Source organism: Candidatus Coatesbacteria bacterium, from assembly GCA_014728225.1.
Classification (GTDB): Bacteria; RBG-13-66-14; RBG-13-66-14; order RBG-13-66-14; family RBG-13-66-14; genus WJLX01.
Window position 1 is genome coordinate 28,242 of record WJLX01000003.1, and the last position, 19,767, is coordinate 48,008.

14 protein-coding genes and 1 tRNA gene are annotated in these 19,767 nt (G+C 66.7%); 3 read left to right on the forward strand and 12 right to left on the reverse strand.

Translation table 11 applies throughout. The features are described from left to right. The first annotated feature begins 40 nt into the window (after positions 1–40). Positions 41–949, forward strand: coding sequence for a hypothetical protein (locus GF399_00285; protein ID MBD3398753.1), 909 nt, complete (start codon positions 41–43; stop codon positions 947–949). A gap of 117 nt (positions 950–1,066) precedes the next feature. After that, positions 1,067–1,624 carry a hypothetical protein gene (locus GF399_00290; protein MBD3398754.1) on the forward strand — a complete coding sequence of 186 codons (558 nt, stop codon included), beginning with the start codon at positions 1,067–1,069 and terminating at the stop codon, positions 1,622–1,624. Positions 1,625–1,907: 283 nt separating this feature from the next. Here GF399_00290 and GF399_00295 read toward each other — a convergent pair whose 3' ends face one another. From GF399_00295 to GF399_00325, 7 genes are all read right to left on the reverse strand, one after another. Then, positions 1,908–2,462, reverse strand: a complete 555-nt coding sequence (locus tag GF399_00295) for a GNAT family N-acetyltransferase (GenBank protein ID MBD3398755.1) — start codon at positions 2,460–2,462, stop codon at positions 1,908–1,910. After that, entirely contained in the window at positions 2,459–4,252 is a 1,794-nt protein-coding gene (locus tag GF399_00300) for an NAD(P)H-hydrate dehydratase (GenBank protein MBD3398756.1), read from the reverse strand. The genes GF399_00295 and GF399_00300 overlap by 4 nt, the downstream gene beginning before the upstream one ends. A 747-nt stretch (positions 4,253–4,999) precedes the next feature. Beyond that, positions 5,000–5,074, reverse strand: a tRNA-Asn gene (locus tag GF399_00305). Positions 5,075–5,154: 80 nt separating this feature from the next. Beyond that, positions 5,155–6,336 (reverse strand): molecular chaperone DnaJ, encoded by a 1,182-nt coding sequence (dnaJ, locus tag GF399_00310; protein ID MBD3398757.1) that lies wholly within the window; start codon positions 6,334–6,336, stop codon positions 5,155–5,157. After that, complete coding sequence (grpE, locus tag GF399_00315) at positions 6,263–6,829, reverse strand: nucleotide exchange factor GrpE (GenBank protein MBD3398758.1); 567 nt, start codon at positions 6,827–6,829, stop codon at positions 6,263–6,265. The genes dnaJ and grpE overlap by 74 nt, the downstream gene beginning before the upstream one ends. Positions 6,830–6,837: 8 nt before the next feature. After that, positions 6,838–7,266, reverse strand: coding sequence for a hypothetical protein (locus GF399_00320; protein ID MBD3398759.1), 429 nt, complete (start codon positions 7,264–7,266; stop codon positions 6,838–6,840). 38 nt (positions 7,267–7,304) lie between these two features. Beyond that, positions 7,305–9,089: an ATP-binding cassette domain-containing protein gene (locus tag GF399_00325; protein ID MBD3398760.1), complete on the reverse strand. Its 1,785-nt coding sequence runs from the start codon at positions 9,087–9,089 to the stop codon at positions 7,305–7,307. 1,212 nt (positions 9,090–10,301) lie between these two features. On the opposite strand from GF399_00325, the gene GF399_00330 reads away from it, so the two are divergent. Continuing rightward, positions 10,302–10,838, forward strand: coding sequence for a manganese efflux pump (locus GF399_00330; protein ID MBD3398761.1), 537 nt, complete (start codon positions 10,302–10,304; stop codon positions 10,836–10,838). A 604-nt stretch (positions 10,839–11,442) separates the two neighbouring features. On the opposite strand, the gene GF399_00335 is transcribed toward GF399_00330, so the two are convergent. The 5 genes from GF399_00335 to GF399_00355 all read right to left on the reverse strand — a co-directional run bounded on the left by GF399_00335 (position 11,443) and on the right by GF399_00355 (position 19,703). After that, entirely contained in the window at positions 11,443–13,650 is a 2,208-nt protein-coding gene (locus GF399_00335) for a hypothetical protein (GenBank protein MBD3398762.1), read from the reverse strand. 19 nt (positions 13,651–13,669) lie between these two features. Beyond that, entirely contained in the window at positions 13,670–16,468 is a 2,799-nt protein-coding gene (locus tag GF399_00340; GenBank protein ID MBD3398763.1) for a hypothetical protein, read from the reverse strand. 370 nt (positions 16,469–16,838) lie between these two features. Next, on the reverse strand, positions 16,839–17,873 hold the full coding sequence (galT, locus tag GF399_00345; GenBank protein MBD3398764.1) for a galactose-1-phosphate uridylyltransferase: 1,035 nt from the start codon (positions 17,871–17,873) through the stop codon (positions 16,839–16,841). A 284-nt stretch (positions 17,874–18,157) separates the two neighbouring features. Then, positions 18,158–19,156, reverse strand: a complete 999-nt coding sequence (locus GF399_00350; GenBank protein MBD3398765.1) for a tetratricopeptide repeat protein — start codon at positions 19,154–19,156, stop codon at positions 18,158–18,160. Positions 19,157–19,193: 37 nt separating this feature from the next. Then, positions 19,194–19,703 (reverse strand): gamma carbonic anhydrase family protein, encoded by a 510-nt coding sequence (locus tag GF399_00355; protein ID MBD3398766.1) that lies wholly within the window; start codon positions 19,701–19,703, stop codon positions 19,194–19,196. Positions 19,704–19,767 lie beyond the last annotated feature (64 nt).

Below are 19,767 nucleotides of genomic sequence, written 5' to 3' on the forward strand. Positions count from 1 at the left end.
CGCGGACGAGACCTTTGAAAAACCGCCGAGTCTGCGGCGGATGCTTAGGCCCGACGAGCGGCCGGAACCGGCACGGTTTTTGCATCTCGGCGACCGTTGGAGCGAGGATAACGGTCCGCCTCCGCAAAAACCGTGCCGGTTCCGGCCGCTCATCAGCCTGAGGTTGCCGCCGGGCGCTCCGGTTTTTTCAAAGGTCTCGTCCGGGCGTTCCCTACCCGGCGCCCCCCCCTTTTGCTACAATACGGGTGAGAGAACCATCCAACAGGGAGGCAGGGCGATGCGTAAGGTAACGGCGGTCCTTATCTGCCTGGCCGCGGTCTGCGGCGCCGGTTCCCGGGGCGGCGGACGGGCCGATCTGCACGACGCCGTCGTCGTATTTCTCGGCGCGTCGATCACCGAGGTCTTCTACTATCCGACGGAGGGGCAGTTCTTCCCGGACTACGACTTCCACAAGATTATCGAGTTCGGGCCGGATAAACAGTCTGTCTTCGGGGACATCGCCGCCCTGGAGCCGGACATTGTGGTCTTCAAGGAGTGCGGGGCCTATTTCGACGAGGGCGGCGATACGGACATGCCGGCGATACAGGGCTTCATGGAAGACATCGCCGATTTCTGCATCTCGATCGACGCCGTGCCGGTACCGGCGACAACCCTGCCCATCGATGTCGGTTACGGCGGTCATACCCAGGCCCAGCTAGAGGACATCATCGAGTTCGATAACTGGGTGCGCGGTTGGTGCGACGCCGAGGGGTGGGCATGCATGGATTACTATAGCTGGATCGCCGACGGTGACGGTCAACTGCCGACGGCCTACCACGACGGCGACGGTCTGCACCCCAATCAGGAGGGCTACGACGTTCTCGGTCCCCACGTCATTCCCACCCTGGAGGGTGTCGCCTGGGCGGTCGTGCCGGTGAGTTTCGGCCGGATCAAGGCTCTGGGCCGCTGAACACACGGTAGTGCCGCTCGTTGACGTAACTCGTTCTAGAGCGGGGCATGGACTAGCTCGCCTCGACTGTCGAGCAGCGTGTTCGCTCAAACTATAACTTGTTTCGGAGGTGCCCCAATGCCTGTTTCAATCGTCAGCGGCGCGCTCAGGCGGCGTGTCGAATCCCTGGTGTCCGAAGACGAGCTGTCAGCAGTCGAGTTGATCCAACGCTTCCTGGACCTGTTGGGTCCGGAATTGGACGTCAGCCGGGCCTGCTTCAACGTCAAGCGCAACCGTGTCTATACGACGGAGCTGGAGTGGTTGGCCGCCGGCGTCAAGAGTTCCCTGGGCGAGAAGGTCTCGGCGCGGATCATCGAGAGCTTGGTGGCCGATGACATCCGGGAGTTGAACAAGGACACGGCCAAGGAGCTGCTGCCACCGGGACTACGGTTGATCTCGGGCTCGGTGCTGGGCATCCTCGAGGTGCTGCAGCGTCTGGTGGCCATCGTCGCCGGGCCGATCCGCTACCGCGGCGAGCTGGTGGCCGTGGTCTCCTTCGATATCTGCAAGGAGCGCAAGGCCTCGGCGGGCTGGTCGGGGCGCAAGCTCAACGCCGTCGGCGCATTGATCCAGCGCTTCAACAGCGCCTTGGAGCGCGAGAAGGATCTGCTTGGCGAACCGCCCTTCATTCAATGACATGACGGAGTCGACCGCCATTGTCCCGTCCGGCGACCTTTGAAAAACAGCAGGTGCGCACCGGTGAGCCCAGGCGGCCGGAACCGGCACGGTTTTTGCATCTCGGCGACCGTTGAAGCGAGGATAGCGGTTCGCCTCCGCAAAAACCGTGCCGGTTCCGGCCGGTCGTTGGACCGAGCCGGCCCCCCCGCAGGGCGCTCCGGGTGTTTTTCAAAGGTCGCCGTTATCGCCAACAGGCCGGGTCGCGCGACCCGGCCTGTTGGCGCAGTGGCAGACTCGGTGTTCAAGCGTCCCGCGCCGTATAGTACTCCTCGGCCAGGATGCCCATCAGGTGTTCGTCGTGCCAGGCTCCGGTGTACCAGTGGGCCCGGCGGGCCACGCCTTCGTGGACGAAGCCGCAGTCCTCGTAGACCTTGGCGGCCCCGGCGTTGTGGGCGTAGTAGCGCAGCCAGACCCGGTGCAGATTGAGCACATCGAAGGCGTAGGCCAGGGTCAGCCGGACGGCCTCGCTGCCGTAACCCTTGCGGCGCATTTGCGGCGGACCGATGAAGATGCCGAATTCGGCGTGGCGGTCGATGTCATTGACCCGGTGCAGTCCGGTGTTGCCGATGAGGGCGTCGTCGACGAGGCGGCGGACGCCGAAGACGATGTCGCCGCGCTTGTCCAGCGTGTCCAGCCATTCCCGTTCGGCCATCGTCGTCAGCGGGCGTTGGATCATCAGGTTCTCGCGCACGCCGGGGGCGTTGAGCCAGCGGACGTACAGCTCGAGGTCGGCCTCGTCCACGGGCGAGAGAAACACCTGTTCACCGACGAGGAAGCGGGCTCGGGGTTCGTTCATCGGAGGGTCTCCGCGTCACGCGCCGCGGCGACGGCCGCGGGCAGGTGTTCGAGGATGTCGGTCGGGGCGACACTCCAGTCGCCGCAGCCGCCCGCGGCCAGCTCGCCGGCCAGGCCGTGGAGGTAGGCGGCGGCGACGGCGGCGGAGAACGGCTCGAGGCCCCGGGCCAGCAGAGCGCCGATGACGCCGGCCAGCACGTCGCCGGAACCGCCGACGGCCATCCGCCAGTCCCCGGTGGTGTTGAAGCAGGCCGTGCCGTCGGGGGCGGCGACGATACTGCGGTAGCCCTTGAGCAGGCAGACGGCGCCGGTGAGTTCGGCCAGCTCCCGCGCCGCGCCCAGGCGGTCGGCGTTGACCGCGGCGGCGCTGCGCCCCAGCAGTCGCCCGGCTTCCCCCGGGTGCGGTGTCAGCACGTGGGGCGGATCGACCCGGGACAGCAGCTCGGTATCGGCGGCGTTGAGCCCGTCGGCGTCGATGACCGCCGCCACCTCGAGGTGCGGCAGGACGGCCTGCAGCAGCTTGCTGACGTTGACGTCGTTGCCCAGCCCCGGACCGACGACGGCGGCGTCGGCGGCGTTGAGCGTCCGCAGGATCACCTCCGAGGCGAAGGGCGACACCCGGCCCGCCTCGCCGGTGACCTCCGTCGAGGTCACCCCCGGCATGATCTGCTTGATCAGGTTCAGCGCCCCGGAGGTGGTGCAGAGGTTGACCAGTCCGGCGCCGGAGCGCGAGGCCGCCAGGCAGACCAGGGCCGCCGCCCCCGAATAATCCCGGCTGCCCGCCAGGGCGGCCACCCTTCCGCGCTCGCCCTTGTGGGCGTCGAGGGGCGGCGGGGCGAAGTAGGGCGCCGCGTCCCCCGGCTCGGCGTAGAACGTCCGCAGCCCGGCGAAGCGCTCCGGCAGCATCCCGATCGGCACGGTGATGATCTCCCCGGTCAGGCGGTAGCCCGGCGGCAGGAAGAGCCCCGTCTTCGGCGCGGCGAAGGTCAGCGTCAACTCGGCATCGACGGCCAGCTCCGCCGCCCCCGTTTCCGCGTCCAGGCCCGAGGGTACATCGACGGCGATAACGTAGGCCTCGGACTCGTTGACGGCCCGGATGACCGGGGCGAACAGCCCCCGCGGCGCACCCGTCACCCCGACGCCCAGCAGGGCGTCGACCACCACGCGCGCCCCGGCCAGGGCCCGGCGCAGCTCGTCCAGATCCTCTTCGCCCTCGATCAGCCGGGCGCCGCGGTTCCCGGCCGTCCAGACCCGCCAGTTGAGCGCCGCCTCCCCGCTCAGCTCCGCCGGGTCTCCCAGTTTGAAAATCAGCGGCTCGACACCGGCGCCGGCCAGATGCCGGGCGCAAACCAGGCCGTCGCCGCCGTTATTGCCCTTGCCCACCAGGATGACGATCGCGCCCGACCGCGACTCGGGGAAGCGCTCGAGGATTGCGGCGGCAACCGCCCGGCCCGCGTTTTCCATCAACGCCGCGCCGGGCAGCCCGTCCTCTTCGATGGTCAGGCGGTCCAGCCGGCGGATCTCTTCGGTGCTCGCTACGGGTCGCATGCGTTCCTCCGACGGTTTCTCCTCGATTGTCATTTTAACAGGGCTGTCCATTCGCCGCCAGCGTTGCACTGTTTCACCGGTATCTGCGCGGCCCGTTGCGTGTAGATGACCCTGTTGGGCGGGGCGTGGGATGAATCCCCCGACCTCGTCGCGGGCTGGATTACAATCCCGCCCCTGCAGGGGCGCGTCGCACGCCATCGAGAACCCCGTAGGAGCGGCTGTCCCCAGCCGCCCGGTGTTCATAACCTCAGACGGGTGCGAACCGCCGAAAACAGAGGATCGGCGCTTTTCCCGCCCGCGGTCGTCAACCGAGGACCTCGGGCGGGAAGCTGGTGCCGGTGCTGCTCCGCAGCATTGGAGTTACGACGGCATCGTAACTCCGGCCCGGCGGCGCCGGCAGCGAAACTAGCAGGGAGCATCACAGGAGTTGAACATCAGCTGTTGCAGTTGGGTTCTTCCAGCGGCGTGAACGGGTCCGTCAACCCGCCAGCGACGCGGCGGGCAATGTGGCGGGGCGGAGCGGATCGCGGGAGCGGCGCGCCGAGGGACGTCAAAAGGCGAGGGTCGCGGCAAGCCGTTCAAGCGTCGTCCCCGGGGTGCCGCAACGCGCCGCCGCCGGAAAAAACGCGGCGAGACAGCCTGTCTGTTGCGCCTCGGTGTCCCGACCGTCCGAGCCGCCGCTCGCCGGGCCGCGCTGGACCCGACCAGCTACACCGCTACGCCGACGGCCGGCGGGTCTATAAGAAACTGTAAATCAACGGCTTCCACCACGGGGCCTCAATGACGACAAGACCCCGGTCGATGGCCGGCGACGGCAAACAGCCGAGCAGAGCTTCGGCCTCTTCATCCCTGAAAGATCGTTCCGCTTCAACCCTCGAGACGCCGATAACACGCTATCCATTCTCAGGAGCAGACTTCGCGCTTGGTCATAGCTCGGTCATAGTTAGGTGATAATCCCCCGAAAAAAACGGGACCCCCGCGGGGGTCCCGTGGCTCCTCGGGCCGGACTCGAACCAGCAACCAATCGGTTAACAGCCGATTGCTCTACCATTGAGCTACCGAGGATCGTGAATTTCGCCGCCGTCGGTGACGACGGAGGAGTATTGTGCCAGAGGGCGGCGAAGCTGTCAAGGACGGGGGAGGCTTTACAAGGTCTCGGCCAGCTTGCCGAACAGTTTGCGTTGCTCGACGCTGAGCTTCCTGGGCAGGTGGACCTTGAGCCGGACGTAGTGGTCGCCGCGGCGGCCGCTGCGCTCGTTGTGGATACCCTTGTTCTTCAGCCGCAGCTTGGCGCCGGGCTGGGTGCCGGCGGGGACCTTGGCGCAGACCTCGCCGTGGAGGGTGGCGGTGCAGACCTCGCCGCCGAGGACGGCGGTGGTCAGCGGGATCTCCTCGGTGGTGTAGACGTCGACACCCCGACGCTCGAAGCGTGGATGGGGCTTGACGCGGACCTTGATATAGAGGTCGCCGGCGGGACCGCCGTTGCGGCCGGGCCGGCCCCGTCCGGGAAGGCGGATCTTCTGGTCCTCGCTGATACCGGCGGGGATCTTGACCGCCACGGCGGTGTCCGAGGGCGCCCGGCCGGTGCCGTTGCATTTGGGGCAGGTCTCGGTGGGCACGACGCCGCGACCGAGGCAGCGTGGGCAGGTGCGGCTGATGCCGAAACCGCCCTGGCCCGAGGTCAAGCGGCCGCTGCCGTTGCACTGAGGGCAGTCGCCCCAGTCGGTGCCGGGTTTGCCGCCGGAGCCCTTGCACATGGGACACTGGCCGCCCGCGGGGACCTTGACGCGGATCTTGCCCCCCCTGGCCGCCAGCTCGAAGTCCACGCTGACGGTCAGGGTCAGGTCCTCGCCGGTGGTGCTGCGCGGTTGGGCGCGGTTTCGTCCGGCGGAGCGACCGAAGCCGAACATCTCGCCCAGCAGATCGCCCAGTCCGCCGGCGCCGAAGCCGCCCCGGCCGCCGAAGTCCCTGGTCCAGGTGAAGCCGCCGTGGCCCTGTCCGCCCCGGGCTCCGCCGGAACCGCCCGTCCGCGGGTCCCAATTCCCGCCGTAACGGCGGATGGTGTCGTACTGCTTGCGTTTCTCCGGGTCCTTGAGGACGTCGTAGGCCTCGCCGACCTCCTTGAAGCGGCGCTCGGCGTCGGCGTCGCCCTTGTTACGGTCGGGATGGTACTTCTTGGCCAGCTCGCGGTAGGCGCGCTTGACGTCCTCCGTCGAGGCGTCCTCGGGAATGCCCAGAATCTGGTAGTAGTCCTTACTCATCGGCGTGGGTCGGGTTTTCGTCGCTTTGCTGGGCGATGACCACCTTGGCCGGGCGCAGCAACACATCGCCCAGGCGGTAGCCGTCGGCGAAGACGGCGGTCACGGTACCCGGCTCCGCGTCGGTCTGGTCGTCGGTGGCCAGGCATTCGTGAAGCTGGGGATCGAAGTCCTCGCCGAGAGGTTTCAGCCGTTCGACACCCAGGTTGGCCAGAGCGTGGTCCAGCTTGTCGATGACGGCGTGAAGGCCCGCGCGGAAGGTCTCGGCGTCTTGGGCCTCGTGCTCGACGGCGCGGTGCAGATCGTCGACGGCGGGCAGGACGCTTTCCAGCAGCTCGCGGAAGGCGCTCAGCCGTTGCTGGCGATCGCGGTCGGCGCGGCGCTTGCGGTAGTTGTCGAACTCGGCGGCCAGGCGCAGGTAGCGGTCGTTAAGCTCGGCCAACTTCTCGGCCAGCTCGGCGGCTTCGGCGGAGCCTGCGGTTTCCTGATCGGCGCCGCTTTGTTCCACCGACTCGTCGGCGGCGGCCGCGGGACGCTCTTCGTTGGTGCGTTCATCGCTCATCGCTGGGGTTACCTCTCCAGTAAGGGTTTCAGGTCGTCGTCCAGGCGCTTGAGGGCCAGCCGGGCCTGGCCGAGGTTGCCGTCGCGGTCGAGGCCGAGGCCGACGACGTAGTGTTCGGCCAGGTGATGGATCAACAGCCGGGCGCTGGAGGTTTCGATGATCAACTGCTGGACGTCGCCGGTGCCCGCTTCGTCGCTGGCCCGGCGGGCGACGCGCAGGGCCTCGACGAAGGCGTCGGCGGCGGTGTCGGGGCGGAAGCCCCGCGCCTCCGTCCAGGCGCCGACCATGATCCCGCTGTCCTCGAACAGGGCGGCGGCGAAACCGCCCCGGACGCTCTTGACGCTGTGACGCAGTATTTGTGCGAGCCGTTCGTCGATGGCTGCCTCCGGGGGACAGATTGACGGTACGACGGTGGCAGGTCTGCCTAATCGGCACACCCGGGCGGCGTATCCGGCCCCAACGGGGCGCCCCATTTTTATGTGCAAGAATCGTGCCGAACTGGTCGATCCGCTGGGGCGGGTTGCAGAACACGGCCGCCGAGGCGTCGCCCGAAGGCCCGGTCGTGGCTGATGTAGAGCAGGCTGCCCTCGTAGGCGTCCAGGGCCTTCTCCAGGGCCTCGATGCTCTTCAAGTCCAGGTGGGCGGTGGGCTCGTCGAGGAGCAGCAGATTGGCCCCGCCGAGGCAGATCAGCGCCAGAAACAGCCGGGCCCGCTCACCCCCGGAGAGTTCGCTGACCGGGGTGTGGATGCTCTCACCGGTGAACAGCAGGCGGGCCAGCAGGTGCCGGATCTCCCGCCGCTCGGCCGTCGTTCTAGCGCGGACGGTCTGCCAGACCGTGCCGTCGGTGGGCAGGCCGAGGGTCCGCTGATCGGCGTGGAAGGCCTGGACATTGGCGCCCAGGCCGCACTCGCCGCCGGTGGGCTGGAGCTCGCCGGTCAGCAGGCGCAGCAGGGTGCTCTTGCCGCTGCCGTTGGGACCGGCGAGGCGCAGCCGGCGGCCCCGGTAGAGGGTGAAGTCCAGACCGGCGAAGAGTTCGGGGCCGCCGGGGTGGGCGAAGCGCAGGTCGCGGGCGTAGGCCGCGACCTCGCCCGAGCGGGCCGCCGGACCCAGGGGCGGGCGGATGTGCAGGGTGTAGGACTTGGGCGGGGTCAAGCGTTCCTGTTCGATCTCGGCGATGCGGCGCTGGACGACCTTGACCGTCTTGCTCAGCTTGGCGGCCTTGCGGTCGTAGTACATCGAGCCGCGGCGGTTGGCGTGAGCCGTGCCGGCGAAGCCGCCGCCCTGGCCCTCGATGGTGCGCACGATGCCCAGGCGGCGGTTCATCCCCGCCAGGAGCTTCCGCCGCTCGCGCTTGGCCTGGTGGAAGTCCTCCCAGGCGGCGGCCAGCTCGGCGTCCCGTCGCTCGCGGTAGGCGCTGTAGCCACCGTGGTAGCGCCGCAGTCCGCCGTCTTCCAGCTCCAGGGTTTCGTCGGCCACGGTGTCGAGGAAGTCCCGATCGTGGCTGACCACGATGAAGGCTGCGTCGAGTTCGGCCAGCAGGGCTTCGGCCTGGCGCAGGCCCTCGAGGTCGAGGTGGTTGGTCGGTTCATCGAGCAGCAACAGGTCGGGTTCGGCGGCCAGCAGGACGGCCAGGTCGAAACGGGCCAGCTCTCCGCCGGAGAGCTCCAGCGCCGGGGCGTCGAGGCGCTTCTCGGGCAGACCCAGCCGCCCGGCCAGGCGGATCAGCCGCTCGGCGCGCTCATAACCCCGACGGTTGACCAGTTCGTCGACGGCGGCGGTGTCGCCCTCCAGACCGCGCAGCCATAAACGGCCCAAGCCGGGTTGCAGGCGCTCGAGGCCGCGGATCAGCAGCCGGCGATCGTCGGGCGCTTCCTCGGCGAAGGCCCCCTGTTCCAGCAGGGCGATCCGCACGTCGGCGGCCCGATGGATGGTGCCGGCGTCGGGTTCCAGGCGCTCGCTGATAATTTTGAGTAGGGTCGATTTGCCGCCGCCGTTCTCGCCGATCAAGGCCAGGTGGTCCCGGCGGCCGACCTCCAGCTCCAGGTCGTCGAGCACGAGACGGTGGCCGAAGCTCTTGGATATCCCTTGCAGTTTCAGCATCCGCACTCCTTTCTCCTTTTCCGGGGTTGCGCTGAGCGCCGGGCTCCCCCCGGGGCCGTCACAGTTATTGCAGGCCGGCCGACCCGGCGGGGCCGGGTCGGCGGCGCAATAACCTGCGCCGGCCCCTGCGGTTTTTTTGTTTACCACCCCATGCCGCATCGTCGGCGCCGGGATGGAAAAAAGCCGTCGGTGCGCGTGGCGCGGACCGACGGATACCCATCCCGTTGCTGCTCGATTGTGGTTGAAGCTCGCGCAGGCCAACCCGCCCGCTGGTTTACGGGCGGTGGATGCGGTGGGTGGCCTGGTGGTTTTGGGTCGGCCCGTTACAGCGACCCCTCATCCAGCCCACCCTCCGTCGGTTGGGCTACGCGTTGAACATGTAGGGCGGCTCCCGTTGGGGTTTTGTTACTTTTCCGTGGCGACGTCTCCGCGGCGACTTCGTTGGTGCGCGTCGGGGTTGGGGTGTCGCGAACGGCTGATCTTGATGTGGACAATATAGCAGGAAGCCGGAGGTATGGCAAGGGGGCGGTGGATTGCCGCTGTGCGGAATAAAGATGGGGATCGTCTACCGTGTTCGGACCGCTACCTGTCTGTAACCTGCTGTTAACATCCGGGATGGGCTGTGATATTCTGCCACGAAAAGGCGATCAACAAGTGGCGGAAAACCGAGCAACCGACCGGCCCAGTTGTTGCCCAAAATGTAACCATAGAACGCACTATAAGTTGGCCGACGGCAGATGTAAATGCAAGAATTACGGAAAGAATTATGCCCATCGACCAAGATATGCAAAGCTATCTTGCAAACCTATCTCAAGAGAAGCAAAAAGAGATAGCTCGCTTATTATGGCTGCGCGTTCCGACGGCCGCCGCGGCCAGGGCGGTCGGCGTATCCGCTAAAACAGCAGCCAAAGGTGCAATCGACTTACAATCGACTTACAATCGACTTACAATCGACCAAGGGAGCGCCGCGCCGCCCCTCGCCAGGCCGCGCTCGACCCGACCGTCTACCCCGCTATGCCGACGGCCGGCGGGCCTGGACGAAACTGTCGCTCAACGGTTTACACCACAAGCGGATCAAGCATGACAAGACACGGGTTGACGGCAAGCAACGGCCTCGAGAGCTCCCGGGGCTACGCCAAACGACGGCTAAAGGCCGCTCACGGCGGCTTAAAGGCAACTTCAGGCGCTGTATCAGAGAAGGGTCGTTCCGCTTCAAGCATCGTGACGACGAAAACGCGCTCGACTACCCGCAGGATGCACTGCTCAATTGGTCCGCTCAGGTTACATGATGCCTAAGGATTATACTCGGCCTTTAGGGAGGTAACGGTGCTGAGTGTTTTCGAGATCGCGGCCCTGGCGGTGGCGCTGGCGATGGACGCCCTGGCGGTGGCCGTCGCCGCCGGGGTGACCCTGCGGCGGGTCGATTGCCGCCAGACCTTCCGCCTGGGCTGGCATTTTGGTTTCTTCCAGGCCCTGATGACCATCGTCGGCTGGGCCGTCGGGCTGGCCGTCTACCGCCTGATCGCCGCCCTCGACCACTGGGTGGCTTTTGGCTTGCTGTTGCTGATCGGCGGCAAGATGATCGTCGAGTCCCGGCGCGGCGGCGCGGCCGACGGAGAGCGTTGGGATTATGAACCAACCCGGGGCTGGTCCCTGGTGCTGTTGTCGCTGGCCACCAGCATCGACGCCCTGGCGGCGGGCCTGAGTCTGTCGCTGCTCGGGGTGAGTATCTGGCTGCCGGCGCTGGTCATCGGGCTCGTCGCCGGTCTGTTCACCGTCGGGGGCCTTCACCTGGGGGCGCTGATCGGCCGGAAGACAGATCTGGGCCGCTGGGCCGAACTGGCCGGCGGCATCGTGCTGGTCTTGATCGGGGTCTGGGTGCTCTATCGGCACGGGGTGTTCTGCTGATGTTTATCACGGAGGGCCATCCACCGGGCCGGCATGCTTCTTGCATTCCGCGGGCCTTCCTTCCCGGAAGGCCCGCGGGCAACAAGCCCGCCGGCCCTCTATGACTCGTCGCTGCCCCCACCGCTGGTCGCCGTATGGAGACGTTGCGGGGAGGCGTTGCGGGATAGCGGCTTGAGGACAAGCAGGGAGGCATCTCGCCGCTTCTGGACCATAGCGCCGGGAGTGGAGACCGTTGTTTCAAATCGCGGGGAGGGCTGCTGGGGGACGTCGTCGTCGTCGGTTTTACCGACGGCTTTCGACAGCGGGCGATTATCAGTTCTAACTGGTTGGTGTTGAGTGGTATAGGGCTAGATGCTCGCTGATGGGATCAGCAGTGCCGGCAGTCGAGCATACAGGTCCGGGTTGTTGGGTTCGGTTTGACGACATTGACGCCCCTCGAGCTCTGCCGCAACAACACAAATCAAGGGGCTTGACCGGTTTGCTTCCGGCTGCCTTTCTAGGAACGGATCATAGAACTGGATTGGCCCGTTGCCGTTACGTGATCCCATAAAGAGAAGGGCCGACGGCTGTCGGCCCGTAATCGTTCGTAGTAGTTGATTGCGGTTCAGGGACCGGCGGAAACCAGGCTCCTGCCGTCCATCGCCTCGGGCACTTCGAGGCCCAGGTAGTCGAGGATCGTCGGCGCCAGGTCGATCAGCCGGGGCCGGCCGGCGGAGAGGTCGAGTTCGCGGTTGCAGAACAGGATCGAGGTGACCACGTCGGGGGCGACGCCGCAATGGTCGGCGCTCCAGCGCTTGACCTGGTCGCTGAGGGTGTACTGCTCCAGACCGCCCAGGCAGGATTGCCAACTGACGCGGTAGCCCTCGTTGAAGCCGACGATCAGGTCGGGGGCGTACTCCATGGCGTCGCCGTGGTAGATTTCGTCACCGCGGTAGACATCGACGAAGACGGGTACGGGTTCCGGGGCCTCGGGGTCGTCGACGGCGTAGACGACGTCGCCCTCGCTGGTCGGTCGGGGTCCGACGGGGGGGTTGGTGTCGTGGAGGTCGAGCATGTCGCGGCGGATGCTGTCGACGACGGCGTCGTAGTCCTCGGGGCTGACGGAGCCCTGGGTCTCGCGACCCTCGAGGTTGACGTAGATGCCGCTGAGGCCGAGGGAGTAGGCCTGGGTCCTGGACCAGTCGACGCCGGGGAAGAAGAAGCCCTGGCCGCCGAAGAGGTCCTCGAGGTTGAACTCCTCGCCGAAGCCGAAGCCTTCCTTGAGTACCATGTAGCCGTTCTCGACCAGCCAGGTGTTGAGGTTGACGCTGCGGCGGAAGGAGGCGAAGCCGTGATCGCTGAGCACCATCAGGACGTCGTCATCCTCCAGGCGCTCGCGGAACCAGCCGACTACCTCGTCCATAAAGGCGTAGACCTCGAGGATGGCGTCCTCGAACTCAGCGGCCAACTCGGCGTCGTACATCGGATGGTTGGGGTCGATGAAGCGCCACATCATGTGCTGGACACGGTCGGTGCATTGGAAGACGGCCAGCATCAGCTCGGGTTCCTTTTCCTCGAAGAGGTACCGGGCGTTGGCCAGCCGCTGGTCGGCGGCGTCCCAGAGGTTTTCCATGAAGGTGGCCTCGTCGATGCGGTTCTCGGAGAGGCTGAAGGTGTCGATGGCCCAGCCCTGGGTGTAGTAGAGGCCGGCCTCCTCGGCGACTTCGCGGGAGAGCTCGCCCGGACAACTGATGTCGACGAGGGGGTCGCGGGGATCGAAGGTGATCGGGTGCAGGTAGATGCGCAGCGGGTCGGCGGAGAGGACCTTGAGTTTGCTGATACCGTGGACGGTGATCAGGGCGTTGGCCTCGAAGTCGAACTCCAGCCAGTCGCTCCATTCGTTCTCGCCCAGGGTCAGTTGCTGGTCGTCGATCTCCAGGGTGATGCGGCCGTCGTCCAGACGGCGCCCGGAGGCCTCGATGATGATATCGGGGTTCTGTTCGAGATACTCTAGCTCTTCGGCGGTCAGGGCGCGGAACTGCTGATCGTGCAGCAGCTCGCGCTGGCGATCGAGGACCACGGGGTTGGGGGTGCCCGGAATACGGAAGTCGAAGGAGCCGTCGCGCTCCAGCTTGAGCTTGGCCAGGATGCCGCCGAACTCGGTGTTGGCCTCGACGTTGGGCGGCAGGTCCTCGGCCCAGTAGTAGAAGGTGCCCTGGGTTTTGCGCACGTCGGGCACGCCGAGACCGGAGAGGCTTTCGCCGGCGATCTGGGGCGAGGGGAAGGTCACCGGGAGCTGCATCAGCGCCTGATGGACCCCGGCCTCATCGGCGACGTCGTAGAACTTGACGCCGCGCTGGCGGCACTCGACCTTGGGCATCTGGATGGGGATCAGTCCCCAGAGGAACTCGGCTTCGGCGATCTCCTCGACCATCGAATAGAAGGGGGTATAGGTCTGGGGATCGCGCAGGAGGAAGTCGTAGATGCCGTGCTTGCCGGGGTTGGAGCCCGTAGTGAAGCTGGACCAGCAGACCGGGCTCTGGGAGGGTGCGGGGGGCAGCGTTGGGCTGTAGCTGCCCTCGCGGCGCAGGGCCCAGAGGTTGGGGAAGCGCTCGGGATGCTCCTCCATGTAGCGTTCGAGCAGGTCGGAATCGACGCCGTCGAAACCCAGCACCACCACCCGGCTGTCGAAATCGCGGAAGTGCGGGATGCCCTGCAGCTCGGCGGCGGCAAAGAAGATCACCACCACCAGGCCGACGACGGCCAGGCGGATCAGCCAGCGCAGGGGGAGGATCAGGCGGTTGTTGTCTTGGCGCGGTTTGTCCTCAGGCATCGTCTGCTCCCGATTGCTGTCATTCGTTGCCGTAGCGAAGGTAGAGGTGGGGCTGGGCGAAGAGCTCGGCGGCGAACTCCATCAGCTCGTCGGCCTCCAGCTCCTCGATCTCGTCGATGTAGTCGCTGTCGAAGTCATAGCCGACGCCGAGGAGCTCGTTGACCGCGGCCTGCTGCAGGCGGGCCGCCGCCGTCGACAGATCGTAGACGTAGCGCGAGACGGTCAGCATGCTCTTGCCGCGCTCGAGCTCGTCGTCGGGTACGGGCTCGGTGCTGATGCGCTCGAGTTCGCGATCGACGATCTCTCGAGCCTCGGCGACCTTGCCGGGCTCCGTGCCCAGGTAGAGGGCGAAGGCCGCCGGGACCCTTCCGGCCAGGGGGAAGGCGTGGACGGCGTAGACCAGTCCGGCGCCGCGCAGGGCGAAGTGCAGCCGGCCGTTGGGCAGGTAGATGCCCGACAGCACGGCGTCCAGCAGGTCCTGCTCGAAGCGGCGGGGATCGTCGAGTTCCAGCCCGGGCCAGAGCCAGTAGAGGACGGTCTGCTCCCGCTCGGTGGGCAGGGCCGTCTCGCCGTCCCGGGCCGGGAAGTTAGGCGCTCCGGGGAGCTCCAGCCCCAGGTAGCCCTTGGGGATCCCATCCCACAGTCCCGCGACGAGTTCGCGGACCTCGTCGGCCTCGACGGCGCCGGCGACGGTCAACACGACGTTCTCCGGACGCACACTCTGTTGATGGTACTCCATCAGGCGCTCCCGGCTCAAGGTATCGATGGATTCGAGGTTGCCGCTCTGGTGGTGGGCGTAGGGGTGCTCGCCGAAGAAGGCGGCCTTGGCCTCGCGGTAGGCCTGGGTGAAGGGACTGTCGGCCTCGGCGGCCAACTCGTCGAGGAGGTTGAGGCGCAGGTTTTCCACCTTGTCGACGGGGAAGGTCGGCTCGAGGAGGACCCCGCTGACCAGCTCCAGGGCCAGGGGCAGGTCCCGGGCCAGCACCTTGGCGCTGACCGAGCCGTAGTCCCGGTAGCTGCCGGCGCCGATGAAGCCGCCGCGCTGCTCCAGGACCAGGTTGAGCTCCTCGGCCGTGTAGTCGGCGGTACCCTTGAGCAGGGCGCGCATCATGAAGTTGAAGGCCCCCTCCTCGTCGGGTTGCTCGACGGCGTAGCCGCCGCCGACCAGGGCGCCCACCGTGGCGCTGCCGACGCTGGAGTCCTCCAGGACCAACAGGCGCAGGCCGTTGTCGAACTCGAACAGCTCGAGCTCGCCGACGTCGCCTTCACCGCCGAGATCGATTTCGTAACGCGGCGGGTAATCCCGCGCCAGGTCGTTGACGGCCGAATAGTCGGTTTCCAGGGGTAGCTGCTCGGCCGGGCCGCGCTCGCGATAGACGAAGTAGGTGTCGGCTTGTCCAGGCACGACCTCGCCGCGGCCCTCCAGCGAAGCCTCCAGGCCGTGGACCTCGGCCACCGGGGCGCTCTCCACCAGCTCCAGCCGCTCGGGGTCGGCCAGCAGGGAGAGGTCGAACTCACCGGCCTCGACGGGCCAGTTGACGGCCAGGTAGAGATTGTCGGGACGGAAGTAGCGCCGGGCCGCTTCGCGCAGCTCCTCGGCGGTCACCGCCCGGCAGCCCGCGATGTAACCCTCGCTGAACTCCAGATCGCCCAGCAGGGCGTCGTAGCCCAGGCGGGAGGCCTGGCTGGTCAGCTCCTCGCCGGCGAAGACGTAGTCGGCCAGGAAACCGTTCTTGACCCGCTCCAGCTCCTCCTCGTCCACCAACTCCTCGGTCAGGCGCAGTACCTCGGCGTAGGCCGTGTTGTAGGCCTCGAGGATGCGATCGGCTTCGCCGGCGAGGCTGATGGTGAACTGGCCGGCGTCGTAGGTCGGGGTGTAGCTGGAGACGGAGAAGGAGGACACCAGGGAGCGTTGCTCCTTGAGGGCCTGATACAAGCGGCTGGAACGGCCGCGCTCCAGCAGGTTCATCAGCACGTCGAGGGCGTAGAGATCCTCGGCCCACAGGGGTACCGTGCGGAAGCCGAAGCTGAGGTAGGCCTCGTTGAAGGTGGTGTACTCGACGGCGTAACGCGGGGCGGAGAGCTGCTCCGGCCTGGGGACCCCGGGCAAAGGAACGCCCGAAGCCGCGGCGTCGCCGAACTCCGCCGCCACCTTGTCCACCATCCGCTCCAGGGGCAGATCGCCGCCGACGACGATGACCATCTTGTCCGGGGTGTAGCGCTCGGCGTAATACTCGCGCAGATCCTCCTCGGTCACCGCCCGGAAGAGGTCCGGGTAGCCCAGGATCGGGTCCGACGCGGGGGAGTCGCCGAAGATGGTGTGCTGGAAGCGGTACCAGTTGCGGGTGTCCGCCTCGTCGTTGTTCATGTTGATCTCTTTGAGGATGATCCCGCGCTGGCTGGCGATGATCTCCTCGTTGAAGTCCTGACGCAGCAGGGTCTCGGCCATCAACTCCACCAGGCTGTCGAAGCTGTCCGTCGTCGTGGTCTGGTGGTAGCAGGTGTGGGTGCGCGAGGTGTAGGCGTTAGAGGCCCCGCCGAGGGATTCGTCCCAGGTATCGATCTCGGCCTTGCTGCGCCCCGTGGTGGCGTCGCCGTGGAGATGTTCGTAGAAGTGGCTGATGCCGGCGCCCTGGAAGCGTCCCTCATAAACACCGCCGGTCTTGACGTAGACCCGCATGGTCACCGTCGGGTTGAGCTCGTTCTCGAAGGCCACGATGGTCAGGCCGTTGTCCAGCTCGACCCGGACGGCCTCGCGGGCCAGCACCGGCGTGGTGATCAGCAAAGCCAGAATCAGTACGCTCAAAGTCTTGCGCATGCGTTTACCCCGTTGACAGGTGAGGCCGCCACCGTCGACGGCGGCCGGTTTATCGCTGGACGATTAGTTCCCCGGTATTATACCGTATTTTTACCCTTTTTGTTTCCATCGCCGCCGCCGTCCGTCAACACGACCCACCCGCAGGTCCGGGCGGCCCGAGCCGCCGCGCCGCCGGAACCGGCACGGTTGTTGCATCTCGGCGCCCGTGACGGATACTGCTAACGGTCCGCCTCCGCAACAACCGTGCCGGTTCCGGCGGCGTGTTTCCCGGTCCGTGGTTGGTGAGGTGACGGGATTGCGGGGTCGTGTTGACGGACGGCGGGGTCGCTGGACCCCGCCGTGTTTAGCTGTTGTTCGGGCGTGCTGGGGATCAGTTGTTTCCCGTTTCGGCGCTTTCGCTGATATCGGCCTCGCGCAGGTATTTGGCGGCGTCTTCGGGTTTGGTGGGGTTGATGTAGAAGCCGGTGCCCCATTCGAAGCCGGCGACCTTGGTCAGCTTGGGCATGATTTCGATGTGCCAGTGGTAGGCCAGCAGGTCGGTGCCGCGGCAGTTGACCGGCGAGTTGTGGATGAGGAAGTTGTAGGGTGGGCTGGAGAGGGTCACCGAGAGGCGCTTGAGGGTTTCGCGCAGCAGGGCGGAGAGCATGGCCAGGTCGTTGTCGCGCTCGAAGAAGGGGCGATGGTCCTTGGGCAGCAGCCAGGTTTCGAAGGGGAAGCGCGGGGCGAAGGGGGCCAGGGAGATGAATTTTTCATTCTCGCAGATGACCCGTTGGCCCTGGTTGAGTTCCTGCTTGATGATGTCGCAGAAGACGCAGCGTTCCTTCCAGCCGTAGTAGATCTTGGATCCCTCCAGCTCTTCGGTGACGCGCTTGGGGATGATCGGCGTGGAGATGAGCTGGGAGTGGGAGTGGGAGAGTGAGGCTCCGGCGGCGCTGCCCTCGTTCTTGAAGACCAGGATGTAGCGGAAGCGGGAATCCCGGGTCAGGTCGACGATCCGCTGGCGGTAGGCGGTGACCACGTGCTGGACCAGCTCGGGCGGCAGGTCGTGGAGCCGCTGGGCGTGGTCGGGCGTTTCGATGATCACTTCGTGGGCGCCGATGCCGTTCATCATGTCGAACATGCCGACGCCCCGGCGGTCGAGTTCTCCCTCGATGCGCAGGGCGGGGAACTTGTTGGGCACCACGCGGACCTGCCAGCCCGGGGTGTTGGGTTGGCGTTCGTCGTTGCCCGGCTGGTTGACGGTGAAGATCTCGGGCGGGGTCTTGCCCTCGTTGCCCTCGCAGAAGGGGCAGCCCTTTGCGCTGGACTCTTCGGGTTCGGTGGCGAAATCGCTGGGGCGTTTCCCCCGCTCGGAAGAGATGATCACCCAGCGACCGATAATCGGATCACGGCGGAGCTCAGGCACTGCAGCCTCCTGTGATAAAGCTCTAAAGCTTCTTTTAACAATGGCTTAGGACGTGTCTTCGGCACGCCGCTCCGTTCATCTTTAGTATAGCATAGGAGCTGCGGGGGCGCGCCGTCAACCGTCAAGCGCTGTCTTTTTGACTAAGACTGCGGCCTTCTCGGGGGGACAATCGTCGGGCCGCGGGGTCGAAGCCGAGCGTTGGCAAGCGGGGGAGGCGCTAAGCCTCCCCCGGGTCGGGCAGTCGGTTCAGGCGGTCGGATCGGCGGGCTGCTCGGCAGCGGCCGTTAACCCTCGTCCCCGGTTTCGTTCTCGTCGGGATTCTGGTCGTCAGAGCCGTCCGGGGTGACGGGAGCCTCGGTTTCGCCGCCGGCATCGAGCAGGCCGAAGTCCAGCTCTTCGAGTCCGGCCAGGTCCTCGGTGCTGAGCTCACCGGGCAGCTCATCGACGGCTTCGTCGGCGGTGTCGGTCGCGATGGGCTCAATGGGGATCAGGTCGACCAGGGAGGTCAGGTACTCGCCGGTATCGAGGATGTGTTGAGCCCGGCGGACGAAGGGGTCGTCCTCTTCGCCCTCGTCGACGACGCTCTGCAGCAGCTCCTCGGCCTCGCCGTTCTCGCCCTGGAGGGCCAGGATGCGGGCCTGCTCGATCTTGGCCGCGGGGGCGAGGTAGCTGTCGCCGGCGGCCAGCTCGCGGTAGATCTCCAGGGCCGGCGCGAACTGCTCGCGCTCGAGATGGACGGAGCCCAGGGTGAAGCGGGCCTGGAGGGCCAGGGGCTCGAAGGCGCTCTGGCTGACCTGTTCGAGTTTCTGCCGGGCCTCGTCGAGGTTGCCGCGGTGCAGGGCGCAGAGGCCGATATAGAGGGTGGCCGTGTCGCGATCGAAGTCGGAGCCCGGATCCTCGGCGACGCGGTTGAACAGCACCAGGGCGTCGGCCAGGTGTTTGTCGCGCTCCGCGGGTGTCGGCTCGACGCGTTGGGGTTGGCCGTCGACCTGCTTTACCTCGCCCTCGAAGGCCATGCCGTAGATCTGGATGCCCCGGCCGAGGACCTCGGCGGTCTCGGAGACGGGCTCCTCGCCGGCGAAGACGAAGAGGTAGACGATGGCGGCCACCAGCAGGATACCGGCGATCAGGCCCCAGACGACGATCCGGCGCCGCCGCTTGTCCAGCAGGTCGGCCTCTTCGTAGTAATGCCCGATGTCGTCGCCTTTGGGGGCGCCGTCGGCCTGGAGTTCCCTGATGCTGTCGTCGGCCTTGATGTGCTTGGCTTTGCGTCGCTTGGCCATTTGATCTCCCGCGCCCCGCCGGGGCGCTCGTGGCTCTTTAGGGGGTCAGGTAGCTGCGGGCCAACTCGATGTAGCCCTGGGCGTGTTGACGCTGCCCCTCGATCTCTTCCGGGGACAGCTTGCGCACGACCTTGCCGGGGACGCCCATCACCATCGAGCCGGCGGGGATCTTCTTGCGCGGCGGGATCAGACTCCCGGCGGCGATCAGGCAGCCCGCGCCGATCTCGGCGTGGTCGAGGATGATCGCTCCCATGCCGATCAGGCTGCCGTCGCCGACGCGGCAGGCGTGCAGTACGGCGCGGTGACCGATGGTCACGTCGCGGCCGATGATCGTCGCAGCGTCCTTGTCGACGTGGACGACGGTCAGGTCCTGGACGTTGGAGTTGGCTCCGATGACGATGGGCGCCAGGTCGGCGCGCAGAACGCAGCCGTGCCAGACGCTGACCTCGGGACCCAGCTCGACGTCGCCGATGATGTCGGCCGACGGGGCCACGTAGAGGCAGCCCTGGTCGAGGGGACTGTTGCCGTTATGCTGATAGAAGGGCATCGTTTCTCCCTTGGTCGAGGGGGGCGATTGTACTAACCGGCGCGGCGCAGTGTCAACCGGACCG